The following is a 24,007-nucleotide window of genomic DNA, read 5'->3' as shown; positions in this document are numbered from 1 at the left end:
TTATTGTAAGATCAATTGGCTGTTGTTCAAAATTCCGTAGACTTTTCCGGTCATTTTTGCACCAAGAAAAGCGGAGTTTTTGGATTTTGATAAGATGTTTGCTTTTGAGAAATTCCAGTTTCCTTCAGGGTTGAATAAAGTGAAATTGGCTTTTGAATTTTCAGAAATGGATTCATTTTCAGTACCGAAAAAGCGCCTTCCCGAAGTCAGTTTTCCAACAATAATTTCCAATGGAAGCACCGTTAACAACGCTCCGAAAGCGCTTTCCAAACCAATAGTTCCATTTTTAGCAAGGTCAAATTCCATTTTCTTATGTTCGATATCGATCGGATTGTGATCGGATGTGATCATATCGATCGTTCCATCTTTCAAGCCTTTTAGCAACGCTTTTCGATCAGCTTCAATCCGCAGCGGCGGCGTTACTTTAAATCGCGTGTCAAATCCGTCAAGTTTTTCATCGGTCAAAACCAAATGATGCACCGAAACACTGCAACTGACGTTCAATCCTTTCACTTTTGCATCTTTGATCAATTGTACCGATTTTGCAGTTGAAATCGTTGGGATGTGCAATTTTCCGCCAGTATATTCGAGTATGAATAAATTCCGTGCAATCTGCAATTCTTCTGCAAGATTCGGAATTCCTTTCAATCCCAATCGAGTGGAAATAATGCCTTCATTCGCCACGCCGCTTCCCTTTATATTGAAATCCTGAGAATACGCAACGACCAAACCATCAAAATCCTGCACATATTGCAATGCGATTTTGAGCAAATTCGCATTTTCTAAATTTTTATTGTAATCGCCAAACGCTACTGCGCCGGAGTTTTTCATGTCGAACAATTCGGCCAGGTCTTTGCCTTCACTATTTTTTGTGAGTGCGCCAATTGGAAATAAATCGGTTGCAAAACCATTCGATTTCGATTTTACAAAATTTACCTGCGACTGGTTGTCGATTACCGGAGCAGAATTTGGTTGCAAGGCAATTCCCGTAAAACCGCTTTTCGCAGCAACATTGAGTCCGTTTGCAATCGTTTCGCGGTCTTCAAAACCAGGTTCGCCCAAAGAGACGCTGCTGTCAAACCAGCCTTGTGAAAGGTGTAAATTGTCAAGCTTGATTTCTTCCAATTTGTTGTCATTTGAAAGCTTCGATCCGATTTTCTTCACGATGCCATTTTCAATCTGAACATCAACAACCTGATTGTGGAATTTGCTTTTCGGATCAATGATTTTCGCTTCGCGGATGATTATTTTCATTTTACCAATTTTTGGATGAATAATTCTGTGGCTAAAAATAGTAAGGTCAAAATAACAAACCATTTCCAGATCTGGTTGTCTGTGCGGTTGGTTTGCAGTGTCGTAAAAACGGAGTCGATTGTTTCTGCCTGCTTGAAATCTGCGGCAGCATCTTCATTAGTTTGCGACAAATCGCTTTCGGTTCGGGCATAATTGAAACTGATGTTTTTTACCAATTCATCTTGTTTAAAAATCCCGAAATTTCCAGCCGTTTCCGGATAATCGCCAAACGTCAGCTTCACTTTATTATTCAATATCTGTTGAACCGGAATGAATTTTTCATCGCCATTTTTAACCGATACGATTTCGTCTTTCGACAACAACGCATCAACGACAAATGGCTTACTTTCACCAATAGTAATCGCATTCACGCCCGATTTCATTCCGCTTTGCGCCATATTGTAAAATGTTGGAACAATTAACGGCGAGTTCTGGAAATTCGAATTCATTTTATCAATCGCAGCCGAAAAAACATACACCGATGAAACGGCATTTTGCAGCGAACTCAAAAACGCGCTTTGGTCTTCATAACTCAATGCTGCGGGCGCATTAGAATTGATTACGAACGACGTTTTCGTATTTGGATATTGGAAATTTTCGGTTTTCTTCTCAAATACACTTCCGAATAATGGATGGCTGAAATTGATTTTTGTCACCATTTTCTGCGTGGTTTGCAATGATTTGAATTGCATCGCACCGAAATTAGCAAGCAAAGAATTGATGTTTGAAACCGAACTTTCCGTAGACGGAATCACAACTAAATTTCCGCCTTTTTCTACAAATGATTTCAAAGTTGTTTGCAAAGCCTGCGGAATGTCTTTAAGTTCATTCAATACAATAGCATCTTGTTTTTCAAGCAAATTATAATCTAAATTCGCAAGTGGGAAATTGTTAAAACTAAATTCGTCATTCGTGTAAATCCGCGACAAAAATCCGCTTTTATCTGCATCTCCAATCGAAATCACATTTACTTTTTCAGGTTTTGAAATGCTGAAAAACAATTTGTTGTCATATTCCAATCCGTTATCCGCAATCGAAACATAACCGTGAAAATCTTCTTTCGGAATCGTAAAAACAACATTCTTTTTTTTAGTATCAAATTGCACCAAAGTCTTCGCAATGAGCTTATTTTTATTGTACAGCGCAATCGGAATGCTCTTAAAATCATTTCCATAAGCCGACAATTTCACACCGATCTCATAAAAATTATCTAGCTGCTGGCTGATGAAAACACTGTCTACCGAAATGTTGTTTTTCTGTTCGGCTTTCGGAATAATGAAATACGTATTTGAATTGGCATCAATGCTTTTCAGTTGCTTTTTCTGCAAGCCAACTGCATCGGTAATCACAACAATGTCTTTATTGAAAACTGTTTTACGCCCATTGATTTTTGCCAGTAAATTTTCAGGCTCAAACGCCGAAGCGCTGTATTTTAAATTCTGTAAATCCTTGCGGACAGACTTCATATCGGTATTCCAAAACGTTTCAGAATTCGTCAGCAAAGAAAAACTCATATTCTCCGGCGCGCTTTCGAGCAGTTCCTGAACCGCGCGTTTCATCAGTTCGCCTTTCTTGCCTTTGGCCTGCATGCTAAACGAATTGTCGAGAATAACATACATTTCATTCGTCACATTATTACTGTCTTTCGCTTTAAAAAACGGCTGCGCAAACGCAATGATAATACAGGCTAAGATCAATAAACGTGTCGCAAGCAGCAACCATTTCTTGAGTTTCGAGCTTTTGCGGGTTTGGATGGAAAGTTCCTGAAGGAAGCGGACATTCGTAAAATATTCCTTTTTAAATCGGCGTAATTGAAATAAATGAACCAGGATTGGAATAACAAGTAAGAAAAGAAAGTAAAGAATTTCCGGGTGTTTGAACTGCATTCCGATTTAAATTTACATCACTGTTGTTGATTTTCAGCGGCGTTCAGTGAATGCACCGCGTTTGCCAAAAATACAAATTAAACCCCAGTTGTCGGTCGTAGTTTTGGATTTTTTTTAAGTGTAAAATAATTTCTAATCCCTTACTTTTACATGGCTAAAATGATCTTTATGAAAAAGTTGTTATCTGTTGCCGCGTTGTTGTTTTTCTTACAGAATTTTGCCCAGGCAAATATGGATTTGCTTGTCGGAACTTACACGCATTCTTGCGACAGCAAAGGGATTTATGTGTATGATTTCAATACCGAAACCGCCGCATTTAAACTCAAAAACAACACAGATAAAGCCATTAGCCCAAGTTATTTAACCGTTTCACCGGACGATAAATTCGTGTATTCGGTAAATGAAAGCGGAAAAGAAAGCACCATTTCTTCATTCAAATTCCAACCCAAATCCGGCAGGCTCGATCTCTTAAACAAGCAAAGTTCCGAAGGCGCCGATCCGTGCTACATCATCAACGCCGATCAAAACGTAATCTCCGCAAACTATTCCGGTGGAACGATTTCAATATTTAAGAAAAATCCTGATGGAAGCCTCGCAAAAGCCGCACAGGTAATCAAACACGAAGGTTCCAGCATCAACAAACAAAGGCAGGAAAGCGCACATGTGCACATGGTTCAGTTTTCACCCGATAAAAAGTTTGTGCTTGCAAACGACCTCGGTACCGACCGGATTTATCTTTACCAATACAACCCAGCTTCCACAAATGAAATTCTCAAATTCAAAGATACGATTGCCATCAAAACCGGGAGCGGCCCGCGCCATTTAATCTTCAGTCCCGATGGAAAATTCATCTATCTTTTGCAGGAACTCGACGGAACGATCACGGTTTTTGACTACTTCAACGGAAAATTACAACGCATTCAGGAAGCAACACTCGCCCAAAATGGTTTCAAAGGGCAAAATGGCGGTGCCGCAATTAAAATCTCAAATGACGGCAAATTCGTCTACGCCACAAATCGGGGTGAAGCCAACACGATTTCCTTGTTCGAAGTCAACGCCAAAGGAAAATTGGTACACAAAAAAACAATTTCAACAGGAGGAAAGAATCCACGCGATTTCACCATCGTTCCCGGCGGAAAATTCGTTCTCGTCGCCCATCAGGATTCCAATGACATTATCATCTTCAATCGCAATCAAGCCACAGGTGAATTGACTAATTCCGGTAAAAAAATAGAATTATGCTCACCTGTAAATCTAATATTCACAAAAGCTGAATAATCCAAAAAAATAAAACCATTAAGGAATTAAGATCATGAAACTTCATACTTCTTAATTCCTTAATGGTTCAAAAAATGCAAAGCACTTAAGACCTTTACTTATAGCTCAAACTACTTCTTCTTATTCCGCTTCTTATTCTGCTCCCGCAACATATTCCTATTCACCGATCCCGAAGTTTTCTTCTTCGTTTTCGAAGGCCCGCCAAGGTTTACTTTCTTGTTCTTAGCCGTTTTCTCATGAAAAGCCCCGTCACCATCAAGCTTTGGCTTTTTCATCAGGAATTTGATCTTCTCTTTTTCTTTTTCAGGGCCAATCAATAAAGTAGAAATTTCGACTTCTTCCGGAAAAGGTTCAGGATGGAGTTCCTGGTTCATCAAAAGTTCCACGCCAATTTTAATCTCTTCTTCACGAGGCGTAAAAAAACTGATCGCCGTTCCCTTTGCATCGGCACGACCGGTTCTTCCAATACGGTGCATGTACAATTCGGGCATCTCAGGCATCTCAAAATTGATGACGTGCGAAATATCTGAAATGTCGAGTCCACGCGCCATGATATCCGAAGTAATCAGTCCGCGCAATTCGCCCGCCTGAAAGTTTGCCATCGTTGTCAAACGGTAATTCTGTGATTTGTTCGAGTGGATCACGCCAAACTGCCCAGGAAAATCAGCATCAATGCGCTCATGCAGCATATCGGCGATTTTCTTATTGTTCACAAATACCAGCACACGCTCCATCGATTCGTCTTGTTGAAGCAAATGTTTCAAAAGGTTGATCTTCGTATTAAAATTCACAACCGAATAAGCGAGTTGTGTAATATTTTCCAGCGGTGTTCCCGAAGCAGCCAAAGTCACTTCCTCAGGAAAATCAAAATAATCATTCAAAATTTCATCGACTTCATCAGTCATCGTCGCCGAAAACAAAATGTTCTGGCGTTTGGTTTTCATCATCGCTAAAATTGATGTCAGCTGCGGGCGAAAACCCAGGTTCAGCATCTCATCAAACTCGTCAATGACCAGCTTTTGCGTTTCATCAAAACGGATGACGTTGTCTAAAGCCAGGTCCATCACGCGCCCAGGCGTTCCCACTAAAATATCATGCCCGGCATAAACCGCTTTCTTTTGTGTGTTGATGTTCACGCCACCATAAATCCCGAGGGTGCGAATCGACAAGTATTTCGTTAGTTTTTCCACTTCTTCAACGACCTGAACAACAAGCTCGCGGGTGGGTACAAGGATTACGATTTTCGGCGTTTCCGTAGGTGTAAACTTATAAAGCTTCAACAAAGGAAGTAAGTAAGCAAAGGTTTTCCCAGTTCCAGTTTGCGCAATTCCCATCATATCGCGCCCCGACATAACAACCGAAAATGATTTTTCCTGAATAGGCGTCGGCGTTGTAAACCCCAGTTCGTCTATGGCTTTTTGTACAGATTTTGGAAGATTGAATTGCTCAAAGGTCATGGTGAAATTTTTTGCAAAGATAGCTTTAATTAAGCAATAGCCAATTTTATATTGATGGTGCTGATTTACAAATGTTTAATGGTTTTTGGATAAAAAAAAACACCGGCATCAACCGGTGTTTTCAAAGTAATTATCCTCATACACGTCTCATTTCAATTTTTAAATCCATCCGTTCCCCGTCAGTAATGGCAACGCTTTCATTAGCATCTTCAAATCCGTTTTTCTGAACAACGATATCATAAACCCCTTCCGGCAGTTTCCTAAACTGGAAATTTCCCTTTACCGTAGTCAAAGCATTCAGCTTCGTTCCTTTCAAAAACACCTTGGCTTTCTCCACAGGCAACCCATTTTCATCGGCTGCAAAGCCCCTAAGCGGAATCGTTCTATAACCGGCATCCACCAATATCCTGCTGCTTTTATAAGTGCTGAAGAACTCCGGTTCCTGATCTGCGATCACATCAGCAAGCGCATCCATTTTAACCAGTAACGCATCAGCTTTAGCAAAAAGCGCAGCCAGCAACGCCGTAGCATCTTTGTGTTCAACGATTCCTGCGCGTGGTTTCGGGATGTAAGTATCAAATTGACGAATTGCTTTTTCGAAATCAATAATAACATCTTGAGTAATGTGGTAGTCTCCAAGATTTGCCAGATTTTCTAATGCTACATCCTTAATCCCATTCAAATGCATGACCAATATGTTATCTGCTAATAAACCCAGTTTGCTCCTTCTGTAAGACATTGCTTCTATAAGCGTTTCATTATTCTGATTGATGCCAAAAGCGCGAATGCCCAAACTTATTTTTAATCCTAAATTAACAGCGGATTCTTTCAGGATCTGTTTTTCAGTAGCAATCCCCTCGCGTTGCTTCACCTGAACAGCGCCGGTTTCTTTAATTTTAGAAACAATTCCTAAAAATTCAATACTATAGCTGCTAAACTGTGGCATTTTTGCAACAATTGTTGGTGCCGTAAAATTTTCGATTTTTTCCTGCGTAACTTCATACATACTCAGTTTACGCTCTTGTATTCTGTTCATAAATTTAAGTGTTAAAAATTAAACAATAATTTAAAAAATTAATAATATAAGTTTGAATATCCAATATTTTGATGTTTCCAAAATACGTGCCAAATTTAACAACCGGATTTTTTAAAAACGTTGTATCAAATAACTGGATAAAATAATAAAGCTATTGGAAGAAGAAAAGCCGGTATGAAGCAAAGTAAAGGTGCCATGAACCAAAGTAAAGCCATTATGAAGGGAAGAGAAGGTGTTATGAAGCAAAGTAAAGACATTATGAAGGGAAGAGAAGGTGTTATGAAGCAAAGTAAAGACATTATGAAGCAAAGTAAAGTCATTATGAAGCAAAGTAAAGTCATTATAAAGAAAAGAGTTGTCACTATGAAACAAACTAAAATCCACACCAACTTTAATTACCTTTGTAAAAAAGAATCCACTTGAAAATTAACGATATCAAAGACCTGCTCGACCAAAAGGCAATCCAATACAACGTCCCCGAATTTATCGAAACCGATCCCGTCCAGATCCCACGATCATTTACCCTAAAGGAAGACATCGAGATCGCTGCATTCCTATCTGCAACCATCGCCTGGGGCAACCGCGCCTCAGTCATCAACAACGCAAGACGCATGATGGCCATCATGGGCAATTCACCTTATGATTTCATTATGTCGCATTCCGATGCCAATCTTGATAGGGCAGAAGGATTCGTTCACCGCACCTTTAACGCCGGGGATTTCCGCACGTTCATCAAAGGATTGCAACACATTTATACAAACCACCACGGCATGGAGCAAATCTTTACCAACAACCAAACAAACGGCTTCCTGCACCACGGCATCCACGAATTCAAAAAGAAATTCTTCGAAATAGAGCACCTCCAACGCACGACCAAACACATCGCAGACCCGCTAAAGAATAGCGCAGCAAAACGTTTTCACCTTTTCTTAAAATGGATGGTACGCCAGGACAACGGCGGAGTCGATATCGGAATATGGAAGTCCATTCCAACCTCAGTATTATCCTGTCCGCTCGACGTTCACACAGGCCGCGTAGGAAGAAAGCTCGGATTCATCACCATTAAAAACGATAACCTTAAAGCGCTCACACAATTAGACCAGGCACTCCGGTTGTTCGATGCAAACGACCCCGCAAAATACGATGTCGCGCTATTCGGCCTCGGAAAAGAAGGTTTTGCATCCTAATAAAGCCAAAAGCTATTTCTTCAGCCTGATTTTCCAGATGATCTCCCCGCTGATCGCATGCCCGTAATTGAATTTCGCTTCCGGCTTCACCAGATAAATATCCGGACGGTACACAATCCCAACATGAAAGTCCTTATAAAACCTGAAATATCCGTTTACATTCACACCCAAGGCATAATTTTTATAATAGGTTGTAACGCTCGGAATGGCAGTTTCTAAACCTTCTGGAACAGGAAACTCCTCCACAACCTTCAATTCGTTCAGGCTGTAATGCAACCCATATCCAAAGGTAAAACGCTTGTGCGTAAAATTATCCGTCAAGCTGATGTAATAAGAATACGTATCGGTATAACTCTCAAAATGATCCACCGGCAAAAAGCCTGTGTCAGACATCAGGACCTGCCCACTTAAATTCAAAAACTTCCGATCGCTGTAAAAATAGTCAAAGCCCGCTTTTATCCCCGACAAAGAAAAAGTACTCTTATTCTGGTAACTGCTTTGGTTGTAAACGCCACTGGCAACAGGGAATCCAAAGGCAAAGTTGATCTGCCCTTTCTTCCCCCGATACGGGTCGTTAAAATACCGGTTAAAAGCATCGGTCGAATTTCTCAGGAAACCGTACTTCAAAACAGCCGTCGTATCATTGATGTCAAGCTTAATGTGCTGGCCGTAATAAAACCGGTTGTGATTGGTATAATCAATACCATAAGATACCGGCCACAAATAAATAAAAGGAAGGTTTCCAAGCACAAATTTACGGCTCGGTTCGGCCTTTAGCTCAAAAGTTTTCTGCTTTCCATCCGATTCCAGAACAACAGGAAGATTCGCTTTAGAACGCGTCACCAAAATCTTTGCAGGCAATCGGTATACACTGTCATAAACCTTAACGGTGCTGTTATCCTGAAGGGCATCAACATCAAGTACATAGTGTTTGTTATTAAATAAGGTGGCACACGATGAACAAAGCACAACAACCAGGAGCAGCGTATAGAATCTTAAGGTCATAATTTGGTTTTAAGTGCAGATAGGGCCAACTGCTTTTAGTTGCGTGAACGGATCAGGATTTGCAAACTGTCATCCAATACGGGCTGACTGTAAAATCCGGCTTTTAAACTATTTCCGCGCTGCTGCGGACGGTAATGGTAATAGTTCTGGAAATAATCGACCTGCACTTTGTTCACACAAGGCAGATCCCCATCGCCATCACCCCAGAAAAAACTGTTTTCGATGGGTGAATGGTATTTTAAATTTCCATTTTCAACTGTTTCAAAAGCTGTTCCCGATTTGCTGTTCGAATGTGGAAACACTAAGTAAGAAACCTCAAACCTCGACCCCGAAAGCAATTGCTTATTCGATGTAAATCGCCCCATCCCAACGGGAACAAACAGCAAAACAGCTGTCACAAACGTCGCAATCCAAAGCATTGAAAGCACCACTTTACGATTTGAAAGCAATACCGTCGCCCACAAAAAAGAAAAGAACAAAATAAAGTTCAAAAAGAAGCGGTACTGGGGCGAAGTGCAGTAAAAAAACACCATCCCTAAAACCATCACAAAATATAATATCCAGAATTTCTGTTTGTTGAAATATTTATAAATAAGCAGCGGCGTAAAGGCGACCAAAACCACAGCAAGCATGTTGAACAAACCGTCAAGCTTCGGCAAATGCAGCCATCTTAAGAACAAAGACCATCCACCGGCTTCACGGTACTGCTGTTCAGACAGCATGAATATTTCATACTTAGAAAAATCTGCATAGAAGTTTACAATTGCCATCGGCACTTTAAAATTTACCTGCAGCCTGCCTATCGAAGTCAGAGGATAAAAGGCATACCCGCTTACAATACTGTTTTTCAACAGGAACAGCGCCAGTGTGAGCGCCGAAACGATCAGGATCTCATTGATGTTGTGCAATTTTCTGTAATGCCTGGCATAAGATACTATTGGCAGGATCAATAGCGGCAATGCAGTGACCTTAATCAGCATGGCAAACAGCACAAACAGGCACAATATTGTAAATCCGGCCGCTGTCATTTTTTTATACTGCAACATAAAAATATAAAAAATGATAAATGTCAATACATAAATTGGAAGATCTGCAGAAGGCGAACTGATAAATGAAAACAGAAATACATTTGCAACCGGTAGCAATCCTACCACCAGGTCAATCCTGCGGCCTTTCCTGAAATAATCGTCAAGCCTGAAAAAAGCGAATACATTCCCCAGCAACAGGCAAAAGCCGCTGAGGTCATTAAAGTGCCCGTATAAAAATGAAAAGCTGAAAGCGCTTTGCAGGATGTGCCAGCCACTTACCTGGGCAAAGAAGAAGTGAAGATTCGCAATTCCCCGCACAAAACCATATTCGTCAAGCCACTTGATCGTTTGAATGTAATAAGATTCGTTGTCAGGTAAAAATGGAGCCGAGGCACACTGTGCTACAATCAGCAAGGAAACAATGGGCAATAATATCTTTAAAGCCAGGCTGAGGTTTTTAACCTGCCGAAAAAACTCTTTGTAAAGGCCAACGATCCCAACATTAAACTTCACCGTTAAAAGTAAATTCAGGCCCAATAAGAAAATATGGAATTCCCAGCTGATGCGCCCAAAGACAGCCCAGAAGCCAGCAAGTAAAGCAGTCGAAAACAATCCGAGAAACGAGGCAGTTCCCAGTTCTTTGATTTTGATGCGCAAAGCAATGGTAAAGGCATAGCCTAAATTGACAGTCGTAAATAAAATATAGAGCCAGCTCAGGATGATCAATACCATAATTACAGGATTTGCCCGTCAGACATGACAAGTTTGCGGTCAGCCATATCGGCAAGTTCTTCATTATGGGTAACGATGACAAATGTTTGCCCGAATTCATCACGCAATTGAAAGAATAGTTTGTGCAGGTTTTCTGCCGATGCCGTGTCGAGGTTTCCCGAAGGTTCATCAGCAAAGATCACAGCCGGTTTATTGATCAACGCCCGTGCCACGGCAACCCTTTGCTGCTCACCACCCGAAAGTTCGTTGGGTTTGTGATTGATCCGGTGTGAAAGCCCAAGGTATTCGAGTAATCTTTTGGCTTCCGTTTCCGTTTCGGCTTTCGATTTTCCTGCAATAAACGCCGGAATGCATACATTTTCCAATGCTGTGAACTCAGGCAGCAATTGATGGAACTGAAAGATAAAACCCAGGTTTGTATTCCTGAATTTCGACAAATGCTTGTCATCCATATTCAGGATTTCTTCGCCATTGATCTGCAAAGCAGTCCCGTTTTCTTTCGAAGGTTTGTCAAGCGTGCCAAGGATCTGCAACAGCGTTGTTTTTCCGGCGCCTGATGCCCCGACGATAGAAACGATTTCGCCCTTTTTAATATGAAGGTTAACGCCTTTAAGGACGTGCAGTTGATCGTAATGTTTCTGGATGTTATTCGCCTGTATCATTTTTTGGACATTTACACAAAGAAACAAACATTTTAAATACGAATAAATCTTTCACAACGCTTTATTTCGTATATCTGATAAAGTTTAGTTAAGGCAAACTAAGACTGTTGAGTTATTAATTAATTTTGTTAAACAAAAATGACGAAAATGAAAAAACTTTTTGGAATTGCGGCCGTTTTCACGATGCTTTCCTGCCATTCGAAAGAAAAACAACCAACAACACAACAAATTACTGAACCTGTACAAGTTGAACAGGAAAAAGGACTCGAAACCGCAACGTTTGCCGGTGGATGTTTCTGGTGTACCGAAGCGGTTTTCCTCGAACTCAACGGTGTGAAAACTGTTAAATCAGGTTACATAGGAGGGAAAACCATCAACCCAACGTATCGCGAAGTGTCTACCGGGGAAACCGGACATGCCGAAGCCATACAGATTGAATTCGACCCGAAGAAAATTTCTTTCGGAGAACTTATGGAGGTATTTTTTGCCACGCACGATCCAACAACATTAAACCAGCAAGGTGCCGATGTGGGCACACAATACCGCAGCGAGATCTTCTATCATAATAATGAACAAAAGAAACTCGCAGAAGATTACATCGCTTTATTGGACAAAGAAAATACCTACGGCAAAAAGGTTGTCACCGTAGTTTCCCCTGCGCCAAAATTCTACGAAGCCGAAGATTACCACCAAAATTATTACAGCCAGAATAAAGAACAAGGCTATTGCAGTTACGTCATTACGCCAAAAGTAGAAAAGGTCAGGAAGCAGTTTAAAGACAAGCTAAAAAAATAACGGCACTAAGTTTGTACAGCCGCGGAGAAAAATTAAAAACATGAACCAGAATCAAATACAAACCGAAAATTACAAAACCCGGGACCTTCTCCTGGGTTTGTTGTTTGATGGCATCGGAATGCTGTCGTTTACAATTCCCGGAATCGGGGAGTTTTCAGATGTAATCTGGGCGCCGCTTGCCGGTTTCTTAATGACCTGGATGTATAAAGGCGCCATTGGTAAAGTCGCCGGAGTGTTTACATTCCTGGAAGAAATCCTTCCGTTTACCGACATTGTTCCGTCTTTTACACTAATGTGGATTTACAAATACCTGATCAAAAAATAATATAAAAAAACTCCTGAAGACCTCAGGAGTTTTTTTTATAATCGAATAACAATCCGAAACTAATTCGGTTCAGCATGTTTTTTCCAAACCGAACAAAGAATTCCGATTGCCCGAAAATCCAGCCGGTGAGCATGATTAAAAACGGGTAAATCGGCAAAACCAAAACCAGCATCAGCACATAACGCAACACCGGATGCACTATTTCTTTTGTCATCCCGATCAGATCCAACAGGAAAAATCCCAGCTTCGCCGATGCCGATCCATTGATCGCAAATACAATAAACACCACCACCAACTGAAAGTTGGATTGGATGCCCCAGCGCTGCTTTAATTTCTGCATAATAATGAATTCCTTACAAATATAAGCACTTGGTTTTACAATTTCTGCCTGTAAGCACTCTGAAAAAACAGAAAATAATTGTACAGCAGATAATTCACTTCATAGCCGTAATTGACGTTGCTTTGGTAATCGATCCGCATTTCATAAATGTTTGGATTGTACCGAAATGGCTCCAGCACACGGCGGTTGTATTCGCTTACAAAGAACAGGTTTTTATTTTCAAGGAAAGATTGTGAATAGAAATTCCGTGGCCGCGCAACACTGCTTAAATATTGGTTGAAGCCAATATCGGTAATGATGATTTCATATTCGAGCGAATCATTTGCAATGCGGACGGTATCGCTTTTAGCAGACATTTTACCGGAAACTGCATTTTTGCCTGAAGCAGCAACTGTCGATTTAGAAGTATCACAACCCATGATGAACAGTCCAATAATCAATATGTAAATTAAATTTTTCACAGCTTCGGATTTCTATAAAGTTATGAAAAAGTACTGTCTGGCAATGGCTATTTAACAAAAAAACTCCAGACAATTTTAGTCCGGAGTTTGTGTCATTTCCACAAATTCACTAAACAAATCAAAAATTAGTGAATTCAATTTGTGGCCAATATTTATTTCCCAAAAAGTTTCCCCAGCAATCCGCCAATTCCGCCTTTTTTATTCACGGCAGCCATCTCGTCGCCCATGTCTACTTTTCCGTCATTATTTTGGTCGAGGCCAAATTGTCCACCATATTTAGAAATCGCATCCATCAGGCCCGAATTTCCTCGCCCGCCAGAAATGGCATTGACCAAATCAGAAATTTTAAAACTCGAATCGTTTGGATTTTTTGCTTTTCCGATCAGTGAACCCAGTACTTTCGGAATCAGGCTTCCCGCAATCCCGGCTGCAGCGCTGCTGTCCAACCCGAATTTCTGGCCCAGGTTTCCCGAAAGCTGCTCAGAAAGTTTCTGCACAACAGGATTCGATGGGGAAGCAGCGCTGTTTCCGTTGAATAATGCTGCAAGCTGCGCCGTTCCGCCTTCAGAAGCGATTTGCTGCAAGCCTGAAAATATGGAACTGCTGGCTTCATCCATCACGCCTTCATTATGTTCGTTCGGAACCGCACTGTTGTTGATTACTGCGTCGTTTCCGTATTGTTTTACTAATTCTGATAATTGCTCTAACATGATCTGTCTTATTGGTTCTTACCAAAATTACTTAAAAAAGCAATTAATCGCTAAAAGTGGGTAATTTATTGAGGTACAGTCTTCAGCAGGCTAATGATTTGCTCTGCCAATTCTGTCCCGATCCTGTCCTGAGCTTCCAATGTCGCAGCGCCAATGTGTGGCGTCAAAGAAACTTTAGTATTCATCAAAACCGGAATTGCTGGCGTTGGCTCTTCTTCAAAAACGTCAAGCCCTGCAAACAATACTTTTCCGCTGTCAAGTGCTGCTACTAAAGCGACTTCATCTACAACACCGCCACGCGAGCAGTTGATGATCCCAACATGGTCTTTCATCGCTGCAATTTCAGCTGCGCCAATGACATAACCGTCCTGAGCCGGAACGTGCAGCGTAATAAAATCGGAATGCTTGAAAATATCTTCCATCGGTTCGGTTACGATATCCACATTGATAAATTGCCCGTTGTAAAAATCGACTTTGATTTCAGCGTTCCCAACGAATTTATCCGAAGCGATCACGCGCATTCCCAAACCGAGCCCAATTTTCGCAACCGCGCGCCCAATTCTTCCGAAACCAATAATTCCCAATGTTTTCCCGCGCAATTCCACGCCGTTTGCATACGCTTTTTTCAAACCTTCAAAGTTCGAATCGCCTTCAAGCGGCATATTCCTGTTCGAATCGTGCAAAAACCGAACGCCCGAAAACAAGTGCGCAAACACCAATTCCGCTACAGATTCCGATGACGAAGCCGGCGTATTGATCACATGAACACCTTTAGAACGTGCATAATCCACATCAATATTATCCATTCCAACACCGCCACGACCGATGATTTTAAGGCCAGGGCAAGCGTCAATAATATCCTGGCGCACTTTTGTCGCACTTCTCACAAGGATCACGCTTACATCATTTGCATTGATATAATTGGCCACCTGTTCCTGTGCTACTTTTGTAGTGATTACTTCAAATCCGCCTTTTTCAAGCGCTTTGATTCCGCTTTTAGAAATCCCGTCATTTGCTAATACTTTCATTTTTTTATGATTTAAAAATTGAAAATTTAAAGATTTAAAAATTCAACCGATCTATTAAATTCCGTCGGAACTATTAATTATTTATTTTTCAGGAGCTATTTCCTGCTTTCCTCTTCAATCTTAATTGTTTTAAAGAAAAACAATTAAGGATTTCCGCTGCAATCAGGGCTAGGGCAGTTGTCTATGCCGAAACTTTTTTCTCAAATTCCTGCATCACATCAACCAAAACCTGAACGCTTTCCAATGGCAAAGCATTGTACATCGAGGCGCGGTAACCGCCAACAGAGCGATGTCCTGGCAATCCTGAAATCCCGGCAGCTTTCCACATTTCATCAAATAAAGGCGCATTTGCTTCGTCATTCAGAAGGAAAGTCGCATTCATATTGCTTCGGTCTTCGGTATTTGCCGTGCCTTTGAAATAAGGGTTTCTGTCGATTTCTGTGTATAAGAGCGCCGCTTTTTCGTTGTTGATTTTTTCAATTGCGGCAATTCCGCCCAGGTTTTTAAGCCATTGTAAAGTCAGCAATGATGCATAAATTGCGAAAACCGGCGGCGTATTGTACATGCTTTCCTTTTCGATATGCTGCTGGAAATTCAGCATATTGGGAATATTTCTTCCGGTTTTTCCAAGGATTTCTTCTTTTATGACAACAAGCGTTGTTCCGGCCGGGCCCATATTTTTTTGTGCGCCTGCATAAATCAGGTCAAATTTAGAGAAATCCAATACGCGTGAAAAAATATCAGAACTCATATCGCAAACCATGGGAATATTGGTTTCGGGAAACGATTTGATCTGCGTTCCAAAAATGGTATTGTTTGAAGTGCAGTGAAAATAATCGGCATCGGCCGGAATTTCAAATCCTTTCGGAATGTGGTTGTAATTTTCAGGTTTTGATGAAGCGACAAGAACCGTTTCTCCAAAAGCTTTCGCTTCTTTGATGGCGCTGTTTGCCCACGTTCCGGTGTCAAGATAAGCGGCTTTTCCGTTTTCTTTCATCAGGTTGAACGGAACCATCAGGAACTCCAAACTAGCACCTCCGTGAAGAAACAACGCCTGGTAGCCTTTTCCGGTTAACCCAAGTAAATCCAATGCCAGGGCACGCGCTTCTTCCATAATGGCAACAAAATCTTTGCTGCGGTGCGAAATTTCCAGGATAGACAACCCCGAATTGTTGAAATTTAAAATGGCTGCTGCCGATTTTTCAAAAACTTCCTGCGGTAAAATGCAAGGGCCAGCGCTATAATTGTGTTTTTTCATCGTATGTAAATCCAAAAATTTAAGCGGCAAATTTCGGAAATGCATCTTTAAACGATAATTGATTTTAGAATTAATTATCCGATGTTATTAACAAAAACGTTGTAGTTAGCTGTCGTTTTGAATTAATTTTTGATGATTTTATAGGTTTGGTTCGATCCGTTGGCGACGTATAATTTGGCAAAATAGATTCCGTTTGCCAAGTTGCCGATTGACAATTGCTCGACATTTTCAGCTGTTGACAATAATTTTCCGGTAACCGAATAAATTTCAGACTTTACAATTTTATTAAGGTTCTGATTTTGAATATAAACCATATCGCTCGAAGGATTTGGATATAGTGAAACTGCATCCTTTTGAAAATCGTCGGTTCCCAAAGTCAGGCTAAACTTATAGGCCTTTCCGTACGGAAGAATCGTACCTTCATTTGCAGATCCAATAATCATATTTGAACCGTCTGTGAACATGGAAGATCCAAAATGATCGTCAACTCCTTCAGGTCCGGTTCCATAAATGGATGATTGAAAAGTCCAGGCTCCCATAATGTTGCGATAATATAATACCGGATATTTTCGTGCCATCAACAAAGCATAGCCATTCGATCCGAGGAACATTTTACCGCCGGTAACCTCAATTCTGGTAAAAAAATGATCATTCCCTTCGATGACTTCAAGCGCAGGTTCCACAGACCATTGACCCTGTCCAAAGTAATCGACCGTTTGAACTTGTGAACGCAAATTTAAACCGTCCGAAAGCATATAAATGCGGCCGTTAACAAAACAAAAATCAGATACGGTATCTTCTAAGTTTCCAAATCCCGGACTTGAACTTTCGAGTATCCACGAACTGTTATCGCTGTTCATGACAAAAAGATTAAATGATTTTTTGAACTCAGAAGTTGTACTCGAGATGATCAATTGTTCTGACTGAAAGCGAACTTTATTGCCGAAGTCTTTCATGTTTGGAACGGTAAGCTTTTGTGAAAATTCCCATTGGCTGCCGTTGTAATGATAGAAATAAACGGCTCCGTTATTGTCAGCATCCACAGCCGAAATAAACATCCTGGTGCCATACGTTTCGATATAAGTTCCAAAATGACCTGCGACAGCAGCATCCGGCGCAGTAATAGTTTGGCTCCAATTGCCCGAAATATTATTGTAAACATAAACAGCGCCTGCATCTTCAATTAGATGATCGTCATACGCAGCACCAACAACAGTAAAATGCATGGTTTGGGAAACCGCGCTGCCAAAACCGTCAGTTGGCGTAATGCCAACAGGCAATAAAGCGGCAGTTTGCTGTAAAGTATTGGCGTCAAAATGGTATAATTTTCCGGTAAATCCAGGCAACATTTCGCTGGGCTGTACCAGTGCCGCTATGCGATTGCCTGAGACACTCATTTGTGAGCCAAAGTAAAATCCATTGTTTGCATCGGATGTCGGACTAAACGGACTTAATGTAAACTGCGAAAAAGAAAACTGGCATATCAAAAATGCTGCGAAAAAGAAGTGTTTTTTCATAATAGTTTGATTTTGCTAAAGATAAGAATTAAATGCTTTGCAGGAATGTTAAGGTATCAACATCATCAGCATAATCCCAAAGTTCAGGTTTTTGTGTTTTTCCAAACGGAATGCTGTTGGGAATGGCATCTTTTGAAACAATGCACTGAATTTGCACTGCATCATCCTCAAGCCTGGAAACCAACTCATTTTCGTCTTCATAAAACTCATAAAACACGCTTGATATTGGCGAAGCATAACTTGGATCTTCTTTAATCGTAAGAAATCCGTTGTCGAGTAATTTAAAATTGCTCATTAGGAAAACCGCTTTGTTGTAATCGTAATTGTTGGCATATTTTTCATAGTGAATAACATCCTGATATTCAAAAAGCGCTTCGAAAAAAGGATCAAAAACATAGCCTTTCGGAACAAATAATTTGGAGACATTTCTACAGCCCAAACCAAAATACCTGAAAATATCTTCGCCCAAATTGACCAGATCTTCTTTAGATTCTTTCCCCGTTAAAACAGCAACCGAATTCCGGTTTTTCCTAATAATTGAAGGTTTGTCTTTAAAATAATATTCAAAATAGCGTGATGTATTGTTGCTTCCGGTCGCAATGACAGCGTCGAAATTCTCGAGTTTCCCATCCACGAAAGTGATGTAATCTTTAAACTCAGGTTCCAATGCAATGATGTATTTTGCCAGGAATGGCAGCAAATGCTGATCGTTTGAAGATGTTTTGACTAATGCTTTATTTCCTGAGATCAAAACTGAAAGAAAATCGTGAAATCCAACAAGCGGAATATTGCCGGCTAAGATTAACCCGACACTTTTTGGTTCTTTTTCAACAATTTCATAAGCCGAAAGCCATCGGTCAAGATTTTCTTTTGTCAAAGCTTCTGCCCATGATTTTACGGCAAAATGCACTTGCTCTGGCGTATACCAGCCGTTGTGGCTTTGAGAAAGCGCGATCAAATCTGCGAAAGCGTCAAAAAACAAATCATTCTGCAAGACATCGAAACGTTTAATATTTTCATTTTCAGAAAATTGGCTTAGGAATTTGCCCAATTCGATAAAAATATTTTTTTTGTGTGCTAATGTCATATTGATTTGCTTATGAATTGTTTTGGATGTAATTTTGCACAAAAATAAGCTATAATAGTCGAAAGTCGAAAGTCCCAAGCCGAAAGTTGCATTTCGCTGATTCTCGTTTTCATCCAAAATCACAAAAAAATGGCAATTGTAATCACTGACGAATGTATTAATTGCGGCGCCTGCGAACCAGAATGCCCAAATACAGCAATATATGAAGGTGCCGATGACTGGCGCTATAAAGACGGAACTTCACTTCGCGGAAAAGTCATCTTACCGTCGGGCGAGGAAGTCGATGCCGAAGATCCGCAAACGCCGGTTTCAGATGATATTTATTACATCGTTCCCGGAAAATGCACCGAGTGCAAAGGCTTTCACGACGAACCGCAATGTGCTGCCGTTTGTCCTGTTGACTGCTGCGTTCCCGATGATAATCACGTTGAAAGTGACGAAACTTTGTTGAACCGCCAGGCATTTCTGCACAACGAATAATTTCCAAAATACAAAGCATAAAAAAATCCTGAGCGTAAACTCAGGATTTTTCTTTTTTATAAAAGGGGTTAGTTCGCTTTCATAAATTTTTCAGTCGAAACTTTGTCCGATTTGTCATCGTATGTTTCCAGGACAATATTTCCGTCGGTATCAAAATAAGCGATCGAAGTCTTATCGTTTGTTCTGTAAATATAGCTGTTGTTTGAAGTCCTTCTCAATAAAGCCGGTTTTTTCAATTGGTCAGATGTCACTCTGTAGCCCATCGCATCCAACTGCACATTGTATTTTTTTCCGTTTAAAGAAGTGTAAGTTGCTGAACGGTCTACGTCTACAGTTCTTGTTGTTCCATCAGGATTTGTAATTTGAGTCACAGACGTCACTTGTGTTGGCGTTTCTTTCATTTCTTTGTTCAACGATTTCCCATCGGCATCTTTCAATTCGATATTTTGAACTTCGGCAGTATTTTGTTGTTTTACCTGTTTTCTTTCTCCGTCAGAGTCTTTTACAGTTCGTACAGTGGTTTTTGAGGTTTCAGTAACATTGGTGTTTTGCGCCTGCATTCCGAAAGCAGCGAAAACTAAAGCGATTGATAACAGTGATGTTTTCATAATTTTTAATTTTTGTTTTGTTTTACAAAGTTAACTGCCATGTTTGTAATTGAGTTACAGAATTAGTTTATAGTTTTATATAATTACGCCGGGTCCCGATTTGAAATATTACTGTATATTTGCACACTTTTAAAAATAAGATACCATGAAAGCAGGAATCGTAGGATTGCCAAACGTAGGAAAATCTACTTTATTCAATTGTTTGTCGAACGCCAAAGCACAAAGCGCGAACTTTCCGTTTTGTACGATCGAACCAAACATTGGGGTTGTGAATGTTCCCGATCCAAGGATCAACAAACTCGAAGAATTGGTGAAACCAGAGCGCGTTCAAATGGCAACTGTTGATATTGTCGACATCGCCGGATTGGTAAAAGGAGCAAGCAAAGGCGAAGGTTTGGGGAACCAATTCCTAGGAAACATCCGCGAATGCAACGCCATTATTCACGTTGTGCGTTGTTTCGACAATGACAATATCGTGCACGTTGACGGAAATGTAAACCCGATTCGCGATAAAGAAACGATTGATATCGAATTGCAATTAAAAGACCTCGAAACCGTTGATAAACGCCTCGAAAAAGTCAACCGCGCCGCAAAAACCGGAAATAAAGAAGCGCAAACCGAACAAGGTTTGTTAAACAGAATCCGCGAAGCACTATTGCAGGCAAAATCTGCCAGAACAGTCGAGCCAAAAAATGCTGACGAAGAAGTTTTACTCGAAACTTTCCAGTTGATCACAGCAAAACCGGTATTGTATGTTTGCAACGTTGACGAAGCATCAGCAGTAAGCGGAAATAAATATGTAGACCAGATCCGTGAACTCGTGAAAGATGAAAACGCCGAAGTGATCATTCTTTCCGTTGGTGCTGAAGCCGATATCACCGAACTCGAAAGCTACGAAGAACGCCAGGTTTTCCTTGAAGACATGGGCTTGACCGAGCCTGGAGCGTCTGTTTTGATCCGCGCTGCTTATAGATTATTAAAACAACAAACCTATTTTACAGCCGGAGTGAAGGAAGTACGCGCCTGGACGATCAACATCGGCGATACCGCGCCACAAGCGGCCGGAGTCATTCACACCGATTTTGAAAAAGGGTTCATCCGCGCAGAAGTCATCGCTTACGACGATTATGTCGCTTTCGGATCTGAATCCAAAGTCAAAGAAGCCGGAAAACTCAAAGTAGAAGGAAAAGAATACATTGTTAAAGATGGCGATGTGATGCATTTCCGTTTTAACGTGTAGCGTTTAAAGTCCAAGCTCTAAAATATAGTAAATCCGCTTTCTGGCGGATTTTTTTATGGGCGTTTCCCTGCGGGCCGCGCTTTCCGCTGCAATCTTTTATTTCATTGCATTGCATAAAAGGATTTTCGCTGCAATCGCTAACGCGGCCACACGCCGAAAGTTTTTCGTTATATTTTATCAGATTCCTCCGCAAGCAATAAAACCCAATCCAAAAACTTCGTAACTTCGAAACTTTTAAACTCAGGCACTCAGCTACTCAGAAACCCAGCAACTCCAAATGAAAATCATCGCCTTCGCCGGAAGCAATTCCACCAAATCGATCAATAAAAAACTCGCCACTTACGCCACGTCATTATTTGAAAATGCCCAAACAGAGATCCTTGACATCAACGATTATGAAATGCCATTGTTTAGCGTCGATCGCGAAGCCGTTTTAGGACATCCGCAACTTGCGCAGGATTTTCTTGACAAACTCGCTTCTGCAGATTATATCGTAGTGTCATTGGCCGAAAACAACGGGAATTATTCGGCCGCGTTCAAGAATTTATTTGATTGGTGCTCGCGCATCCGAAACGATGTGTTCCAGCAAAAACCAATGCTTTTAATGGCGACTTCTCCCGGCGGCCGCGGCGGAAAACGCGTACTCGAAATTGCCGAAGCGGCTTTCCCACGTTACGGAGGCGACATTCGCGCCACATTTTCGCTTCCTGCATTTTATGAGAATTTCGATGTCGAAAACGGCAAGATTTCCAATGCCGAATTCGACCAGCAATTGCGCCAGATCGTTAAAGATTTTGTATAAATGACACAGCTAAAACTCGGATTAAAAATCCTAAAGAAAATCCTTCTGGGGCTTTTATGTTTTCTGGTTTTGTACGTTTCATTGGCATTTCTTTTTTCCAAAATCACCGTAAATTCAGAACAGAGAAATGAAGAAAAGCCAATCGCAATTTACATCAAAACCAACGGCATTCACACCGATATTGTCGTTCCTGTTGCCAATAAAATCAAGGATTGGCGAAATAAAATCAAATTTGATCACACGATTTCAAAAGACACGACTTTTCAATTTATCGGCTTCGGCTGGGGCGACAAAGGATTTTACCTGAACACGCCGCAATGGTCAGATTTAAAAGTTTCCACTGCTGCAAACGCCGCATTTTATCTTGGAACTTCCGCAATGCACGCAACATTTTATAACGAAATCCGAGAAAGCGAAAAGTGCATTAAAATCAACATTTCTAAAGCAAATTATCAGAAATTGGTCGCTTACATCGAAACGAGTTTTCAGCACGGTCAATCTGGAAATCTGATTTTAATTGATGCGCCAACTTATGGAGACCACGACAGTTTTTATGAAGCCAACGGCAAATACAGCCTGTTTTACACCTGCAATTCCTGGGCAAACCAAGCACTCAAATCCGCCAACCAAAAAGCAGCATTCTGGTCATTAACCGATACCGGAATTTTCTGCCATTACCAATAATATTTAGCCTTCTGTTAACGTTTTACGGCAGGATTATTGCCAAATGCGCGCCATGATAAAAAAAGTTCAAACCCTTAAATTCCTGTGTACGATTTTGCTTCTGGCTTTCGCCAATGTGACTCAGGCACAGGATTATTCGAAAGTTGACAACGTTGTCAGCGCTTATCCAAAATCATTTTCAAGCCCCGAAAAACTCGCCGAAAAAATAAACGCAGATTTCATTTCCGAAACCGATAAAGTGCGCGCCATTTTTACCTGGATCGGATCGATTGTCAAATACGATTTACGCGAATTCAATTCAGGAGGAAATGCGATCGCTTTTTCTTACAGCAGCGAACAGGAAAAACTCCAGAAAGAAATAAAATTCCGATACAATTTAGCCTTAAAAACATTGCGGTCCAAAAAAGGCGTTTGCCAGGGTTATACAGCGCTTTTTCATGTATTGTGCGACATGTGCCAAATCAAATGCATCGATATTCCGGGCACTTCCAAAACAAATCTTGCGCAAATCGGCAAGCTTCCAAAGGCCAGCGACCATGTGTGGAATGCTGTGAAAATCGGCGAATCCTGGAAATTGATAGATGTCACCTGGGCTTCAGGCGCAGTCAATACGCAAAGCGGAAAATTCATTTCCCAATTCAACGATGCCTACTTTTTTACAAATCCTGAAGTAATGTTTTTGAACCATTTTCCTGACGATGCAAGAATGCTGATGACAGAGAAATCGGCTGAAGATTTTGCAAACCTGCCTTTGTTTTATGGCGATTACATAAAATCCGATTATGAAATCACGTTTCCAATTGAAGGCATTTTAAATTTAGGCAAAGCCAATGTTATTCCGTTTAAAATTGAAAACCTTCCGGCAAATCAGCAAATTTCTTATGTATTTACGGGTGAAGGCATTGTAAAATTGGGCGAAGCCAAAACCAGCGGAAATGCAACCGAATTCGATGTTCGGCTTGACTCAAAAAGTAAAGGATATCTTACCGTTTACGTCAATAATAAATCGGTTGTCAGCTATAAAATCCAACGCTGATTTTCGCTTCAAAAGCACTATTTTTTGTCAATATCGTATTGATAACTTTCTTTCCGAACCCTTTCAATTATT

Annotated in this window: 25 protein-coding genes; 10 read left to right on the top strand and 15 right to left on the bottom strand. The window is 40.8% G+C overall.

Annotated elements, in window-relative coordinates; genetic code table 11:
* Positions 1 to 1,254 carry a dihydroorotase gene (locus BLS32_RS11045; RefSeq protein ID WP_091395489.1) on the bottom strand — a complete coding sequence of 418 codons (1,254 nt, stop codon included), beginning with the start codon at positions 1,252 to 1,254 and terminating at the stop codon, positions 1 to 3.
* Positions 1,251 to 3,179 carry a BatA domain-containing protein gene (locus tag BLS32_RS11040; RefSeq protein WP_091395486.1) on the bottom strand — a complete coding sequence of 643 codons (1,929 nt, stop codon included), beginning with the start codon at positions 3,177 to 3,179 and terminating at the stop codon, positions 1,251 to 1,253. The genes BLS32_RS11045 and BLS32_RS11040 overlap by 4 nt, the downstream gene beginning before the upstream one ends.
* A 168-nt stretch (positions 3,180 to 3,347) precedes the next feature.
* Between BLS32_RS11040 and BLS32_RS11035 the strand changes: the two genes are divergently transcribed.
* Positions 3,348 to 4,457, top strand: coding sequence for a lactonase family protein (locus BLS32_RS11035; protein ID WP_091396115.1), 1,110 nt, complete (start codon positions 3,348 to 3,350; stop codon positions 4,455 to 4,457).
* 110 nt (positions 4,458 to 4,567) lie between these two features.
* Here BLS32_RS11035 and BLS32_RS11030 read toward each other — a convergent pair whose 3' ends face one another.
* A complete protein-coding gene (locus BLS32_RS11030) occupies positions 4,568 to 5,914 on the bottom strand; it encodes a DEAD/DEAH box helicase (RefSeq protein WP_091395483.1) in 1,347 nt (448 codons plus the stop codon).
* Between the two features lie 136 nt (positions 5,915 to 6,050).
* A complete protein-coding gene (locus tag BLS32_RS11025) occupies positions 6,051 to 6,950 on the bottom strand; it encodes a carboxypeptidase-like regulatory domain-containing protein (protein WP_091395480.1) in 900 nt (299 codons plus the stop codon).
* Between the two features lie 174 nt (positions 6,951 to 7,124).
* Here BLS32_RS11025 and BLS32_RS11020 point away from each other — a divergent pair, with 174 nt between their 5' ends.
* Positions 7,125 to 7,373, top strand: coding sequence for a hypothetical protein (locus tag BLS32_RS11020; protein ID WP_091395477.1), 249 nt, complete (start codon positions 7,125 to 7,127; stop codon positions 7,371 to 7,373).
* Positions 7,370 to 8,137: a TIGR02757 family protein gene (locus tag BLS32_RS11015; protein ID WP_091395474.1), complete on the top strand. Its 768-nt coding sequence runs from the start codon at positions 7,370 to 7,372 to the stop codon at positions 8,135 to 8,137. Before BLS32_RS11020 ends, BLS32_RS11015 begins: the two co-directional genes overlap by 4 nt.
* 12 nt (positions 8,138 to 8,149) lie before the next feature.
* Here BLS32_RS11015 and BLS32_RS11010 read toward each other — a convergent pair whose 3' ends face one another.
* From BLS32_RS11010 to BLS32_RS11000, 3 genes are read right to left on the bottom strand one after another with little or no spacing between them, the layout of a single operon-like run.
* Positions 8,150 to 9,142 (bottom strand): hypothetical protein, encoded by a 993-nt coding sequence (locus tag BLS32_RS11010; RefSeq protein WP_091395472.1) that lies wholly within the window; start codon positions 9,140 to 9,142, stop codon positions 8,150 to 8,152.
* A 35-nt stretch (positions 9,143 to 9,177) separates the two neighbouring features.
* The gene (locus tag BLS32_RS11005; RefSeq protein ID WP_091395470.1) at positions 9,178 to 10,902 is read right to left on the bottom strand and encodes a DUF8201 family protein; all 1,725 of its coding nucleotides are present in this window, start codon (positions 10,900 to 10,902) and stop codon (positions 9,178 to 9,180) included.
* A 2-nt stretch (positions 10,903 to 10,904) separates the two neighbouring features.
* Positions 10,905 to 11,564, bottom strand: coding sequence for an ABC transporter ATP-binding protein (locus BLS32_RS11000; RefSeq protein ID WP_091395468.1), 660 nt, complete (start codon positions 11,562 to 11,564; stop codon positions 10,905 to 10,907).
* 147 nt (positions 11,565 to 11,711) lie between these two features.
* Here BLS32_RS11000 and msrA point away from each other — a divergent pair, with 147 nt between their 5' ends.
* Both msrA and BLS32_RS10990 read left to right on the top strand, forming a co-directional pair.
* Positions 11,712 to 12,359, top strand: a complete 648-nt coding sequence (gene msrA, locus BLS32_RS10995) for a peptide-methionine (S)-S-oxide reductase MsrA (RefSeq protein WP_170227561.1) — start codon at positions 11,712 to 11,714, stop codon at positions 12,357 to 12,359.
* A gap of 40 nt (positions 12,360 to 12,399) precedes the next feature.
* Positions 12,400 to 12,684 carry a hypothetical protein gene (locus tag BLS32_RS10990; protein WP_091395466.1) on the top strand — a complete coding sequence of 95 codons (285 nt, stop codon included), beginning with the start codon at positions 12,400 to 12,402 and terminating at the stop codon, positions 12,682 to 12,684.
* A 22-nt stretch (positions 12,685 to 12,706) separates the two neighbouring features.
* On the opposite strand, the gene BLS32_RS10985 is transcribed toward BLS32_RS10990, so the two are convergent.
* From BLS32_RS10985 to BLS32_RS10955, 7 genes are all read right to left on the bottom strand, one after another.
* Positions 12,707 to 13,024: a DUF6787 family protein gene (locus BLS32_RS10985; protein WP_091395465.1), complete on the bottom strand. Its 318-nt coding sequence runs from the start codon at positions 13,022 to 13,024 to the stop codon at positions 12,707 to 12,709.
* Between the two features lie 35 nt (positions 13,025 to 13,059).
* Entirely contained in the window at positions 13,060 to 13,485 is a 426-nt protein-coding gene (locus BLS32_RS10980) for a DUF6146 family protein (protein WP_091395464.1), read from the bottom strand.
* Between the two features lie 152 nt (positions 13,486 to 13,637).
* Positions 13,638 to 14,195 (bottom strand): hypothetical protein, encoded by a 558-nt coding sequence (locus tag BLS32_RS10975; protein ID WP_091395463.1) that lies wholly within the window; start codon positions 14,193 to 14,195, stop codon positions 13,638 to 13,640.
* 65 nt (positions 14,196 to 14,260) lie between these two features.
* Positions 14,261 to 15,223, bottom strand: a complete 963-nt coding sequence (locus BLS32_RS10970; RefSeq protein WP_091395462.1) for a D-2-hydroxyacid dehydrogenase — start codon at positions 15,221 to 15,223, stop codon at positions 14,261 to 14,263.
* A 181-nt stretch (positions 15,224 to 15,404) separates the two neighbouring features.
* Positions 15,405 to 16,481, bottom strand: coding sequence for a 3-phosphoserine/phosphohydroxythreonine transaminase (serC, locus tag BLS32_RS10965; protein WP_091396110.1), 1,077 nt, complete (start codon positions 16,479 to 16,481; stop codon positions 15,405 to 15,407).
* Between the two features lie 122 nt (positions 16,482 to 16,603).
* Positions 16,604 to 17,998: a T9SS type A sorting domain-containing protein gene (locus BLS32_RS10960; RefSeq protein ID WP_091395452.1), complete on the bottom strand. Its 1,395-nt coding sequence runs from the start codon at positions 17,996 to 17,998 to the stop codon at positions 16,604 to 16,606.
* A gap of 28 nt (positions 17,999 to 18,026) precedes the next feature.
* The gene (locus BLS32_RS10955; RefSeq protein WP_091396107.1) at positions 18,027 to 19,085 is read right to left on the bottom strand and encodes an acyl-CoA reductase; all 1,059 of its coding nucleotides are present in this window, start codon (positions 19,083 to 19,085) and stop codon (positions 18,027 to 18,029) included.
* 129 nt (positions 19,086 to 19,214) lie between these two features.
* On the opposite strand from BLS32_RS10955, the gene BLS32_RS10950 reads away from it, so the two are divergent.
* A complete protein-coding gene (locus BLS32_RS10950) occupies positions 19,215 to 19,565 on the top strand; it encodes a 4Fe-4S dicluster domain-containing protein (protein WP_091395450.1) in 351 nt (116 codons plus the stop codon).
* Between the two features lie 68 nt (positions 19,566 to 19,633).
* Here the strand turns inward: BLS32_RS10950 and BLS32_RS10945 are convergent, their stop codons facing one another.
* A complete protein-coding gene (locus BLS32_RS10945; RefSeq protein ID WP_091395447.1) occupies positions 19,634 to 20,173 on the bottom strand; it encodes a hypothetical protein in 540 nt (179 codons plus the stop codon).
* 145 nt (positions 20,174 to 20,318) lie between these two features.
* Between BLS32_RS10945 and ychF the strand changes: the two genes are divergently transcribed.
* The 4 genes from ychF to BLS32_RS10925 all read left to right on the top strand — a co-directional run bounded on the left by ychF (position 20,319) and on the right by BLS32_RS10925 (position 23,935).
* Positions 20,319 to 21,413, top strand: a complete 1,095-nt coding sequence (ychF, locus tag BLS32_RS10940) for a redox-regulated ATPase YchF (RefSeq protein ID WP_091395444.1) — start codon at positions 20,319 to 20,321, stop codon at positions 21,411 to 21,413.
* A gap of 277 nt (positions 21,414 to 21,690) precedes the next feature.
* A complete protein-coding gene (locus BLS32_RS10935) occupies positions 21,691 to 22,215 on the top strand; it encodes an NADPH-dependent FMN reductase (protein WP_091395443.1) in 525 nt (174 codons plus the stop codon).
* Complete coding sequence (locus BLS32_RS10930; protein WP_091395440.1) at positions 22,216 to 22,899, top strand: TIGR02117 family protein; 684 nt, start codon at positions 22,216 to 22,218, stop codon at positions 22,897 to 22,899.
* 52 nt (positions 22,900 to 22,951) lie between these two features.
* Positions 22,952 to 23,935 (top strand): transglutaminase domain-containing protein, encoded by a 984-nt coding sequence (locus BLS32_RS10925; RefSeq protein ID WP_170227560.1) that lies wholly within the window; start codon positions 22,952 to 22,954, stop codon positions 23,933 to 23,935.
* Positions 23,936 to 24,007: the final 72 nt, after the last annotated feature.

It is taken from the genome of Flavobacterium noncentrifugens, assembly GCF_900100375.1.
GTDB lineage: Bacteria > Bacteroidota > Bacteroidia > Flavobacteriales > Flavobacteriaceae > Flavobacterium > Flavobacterium noncentrifugens.
This window is presented reverse-complemented; position numbering and strand designations above follow the sequence as displayed.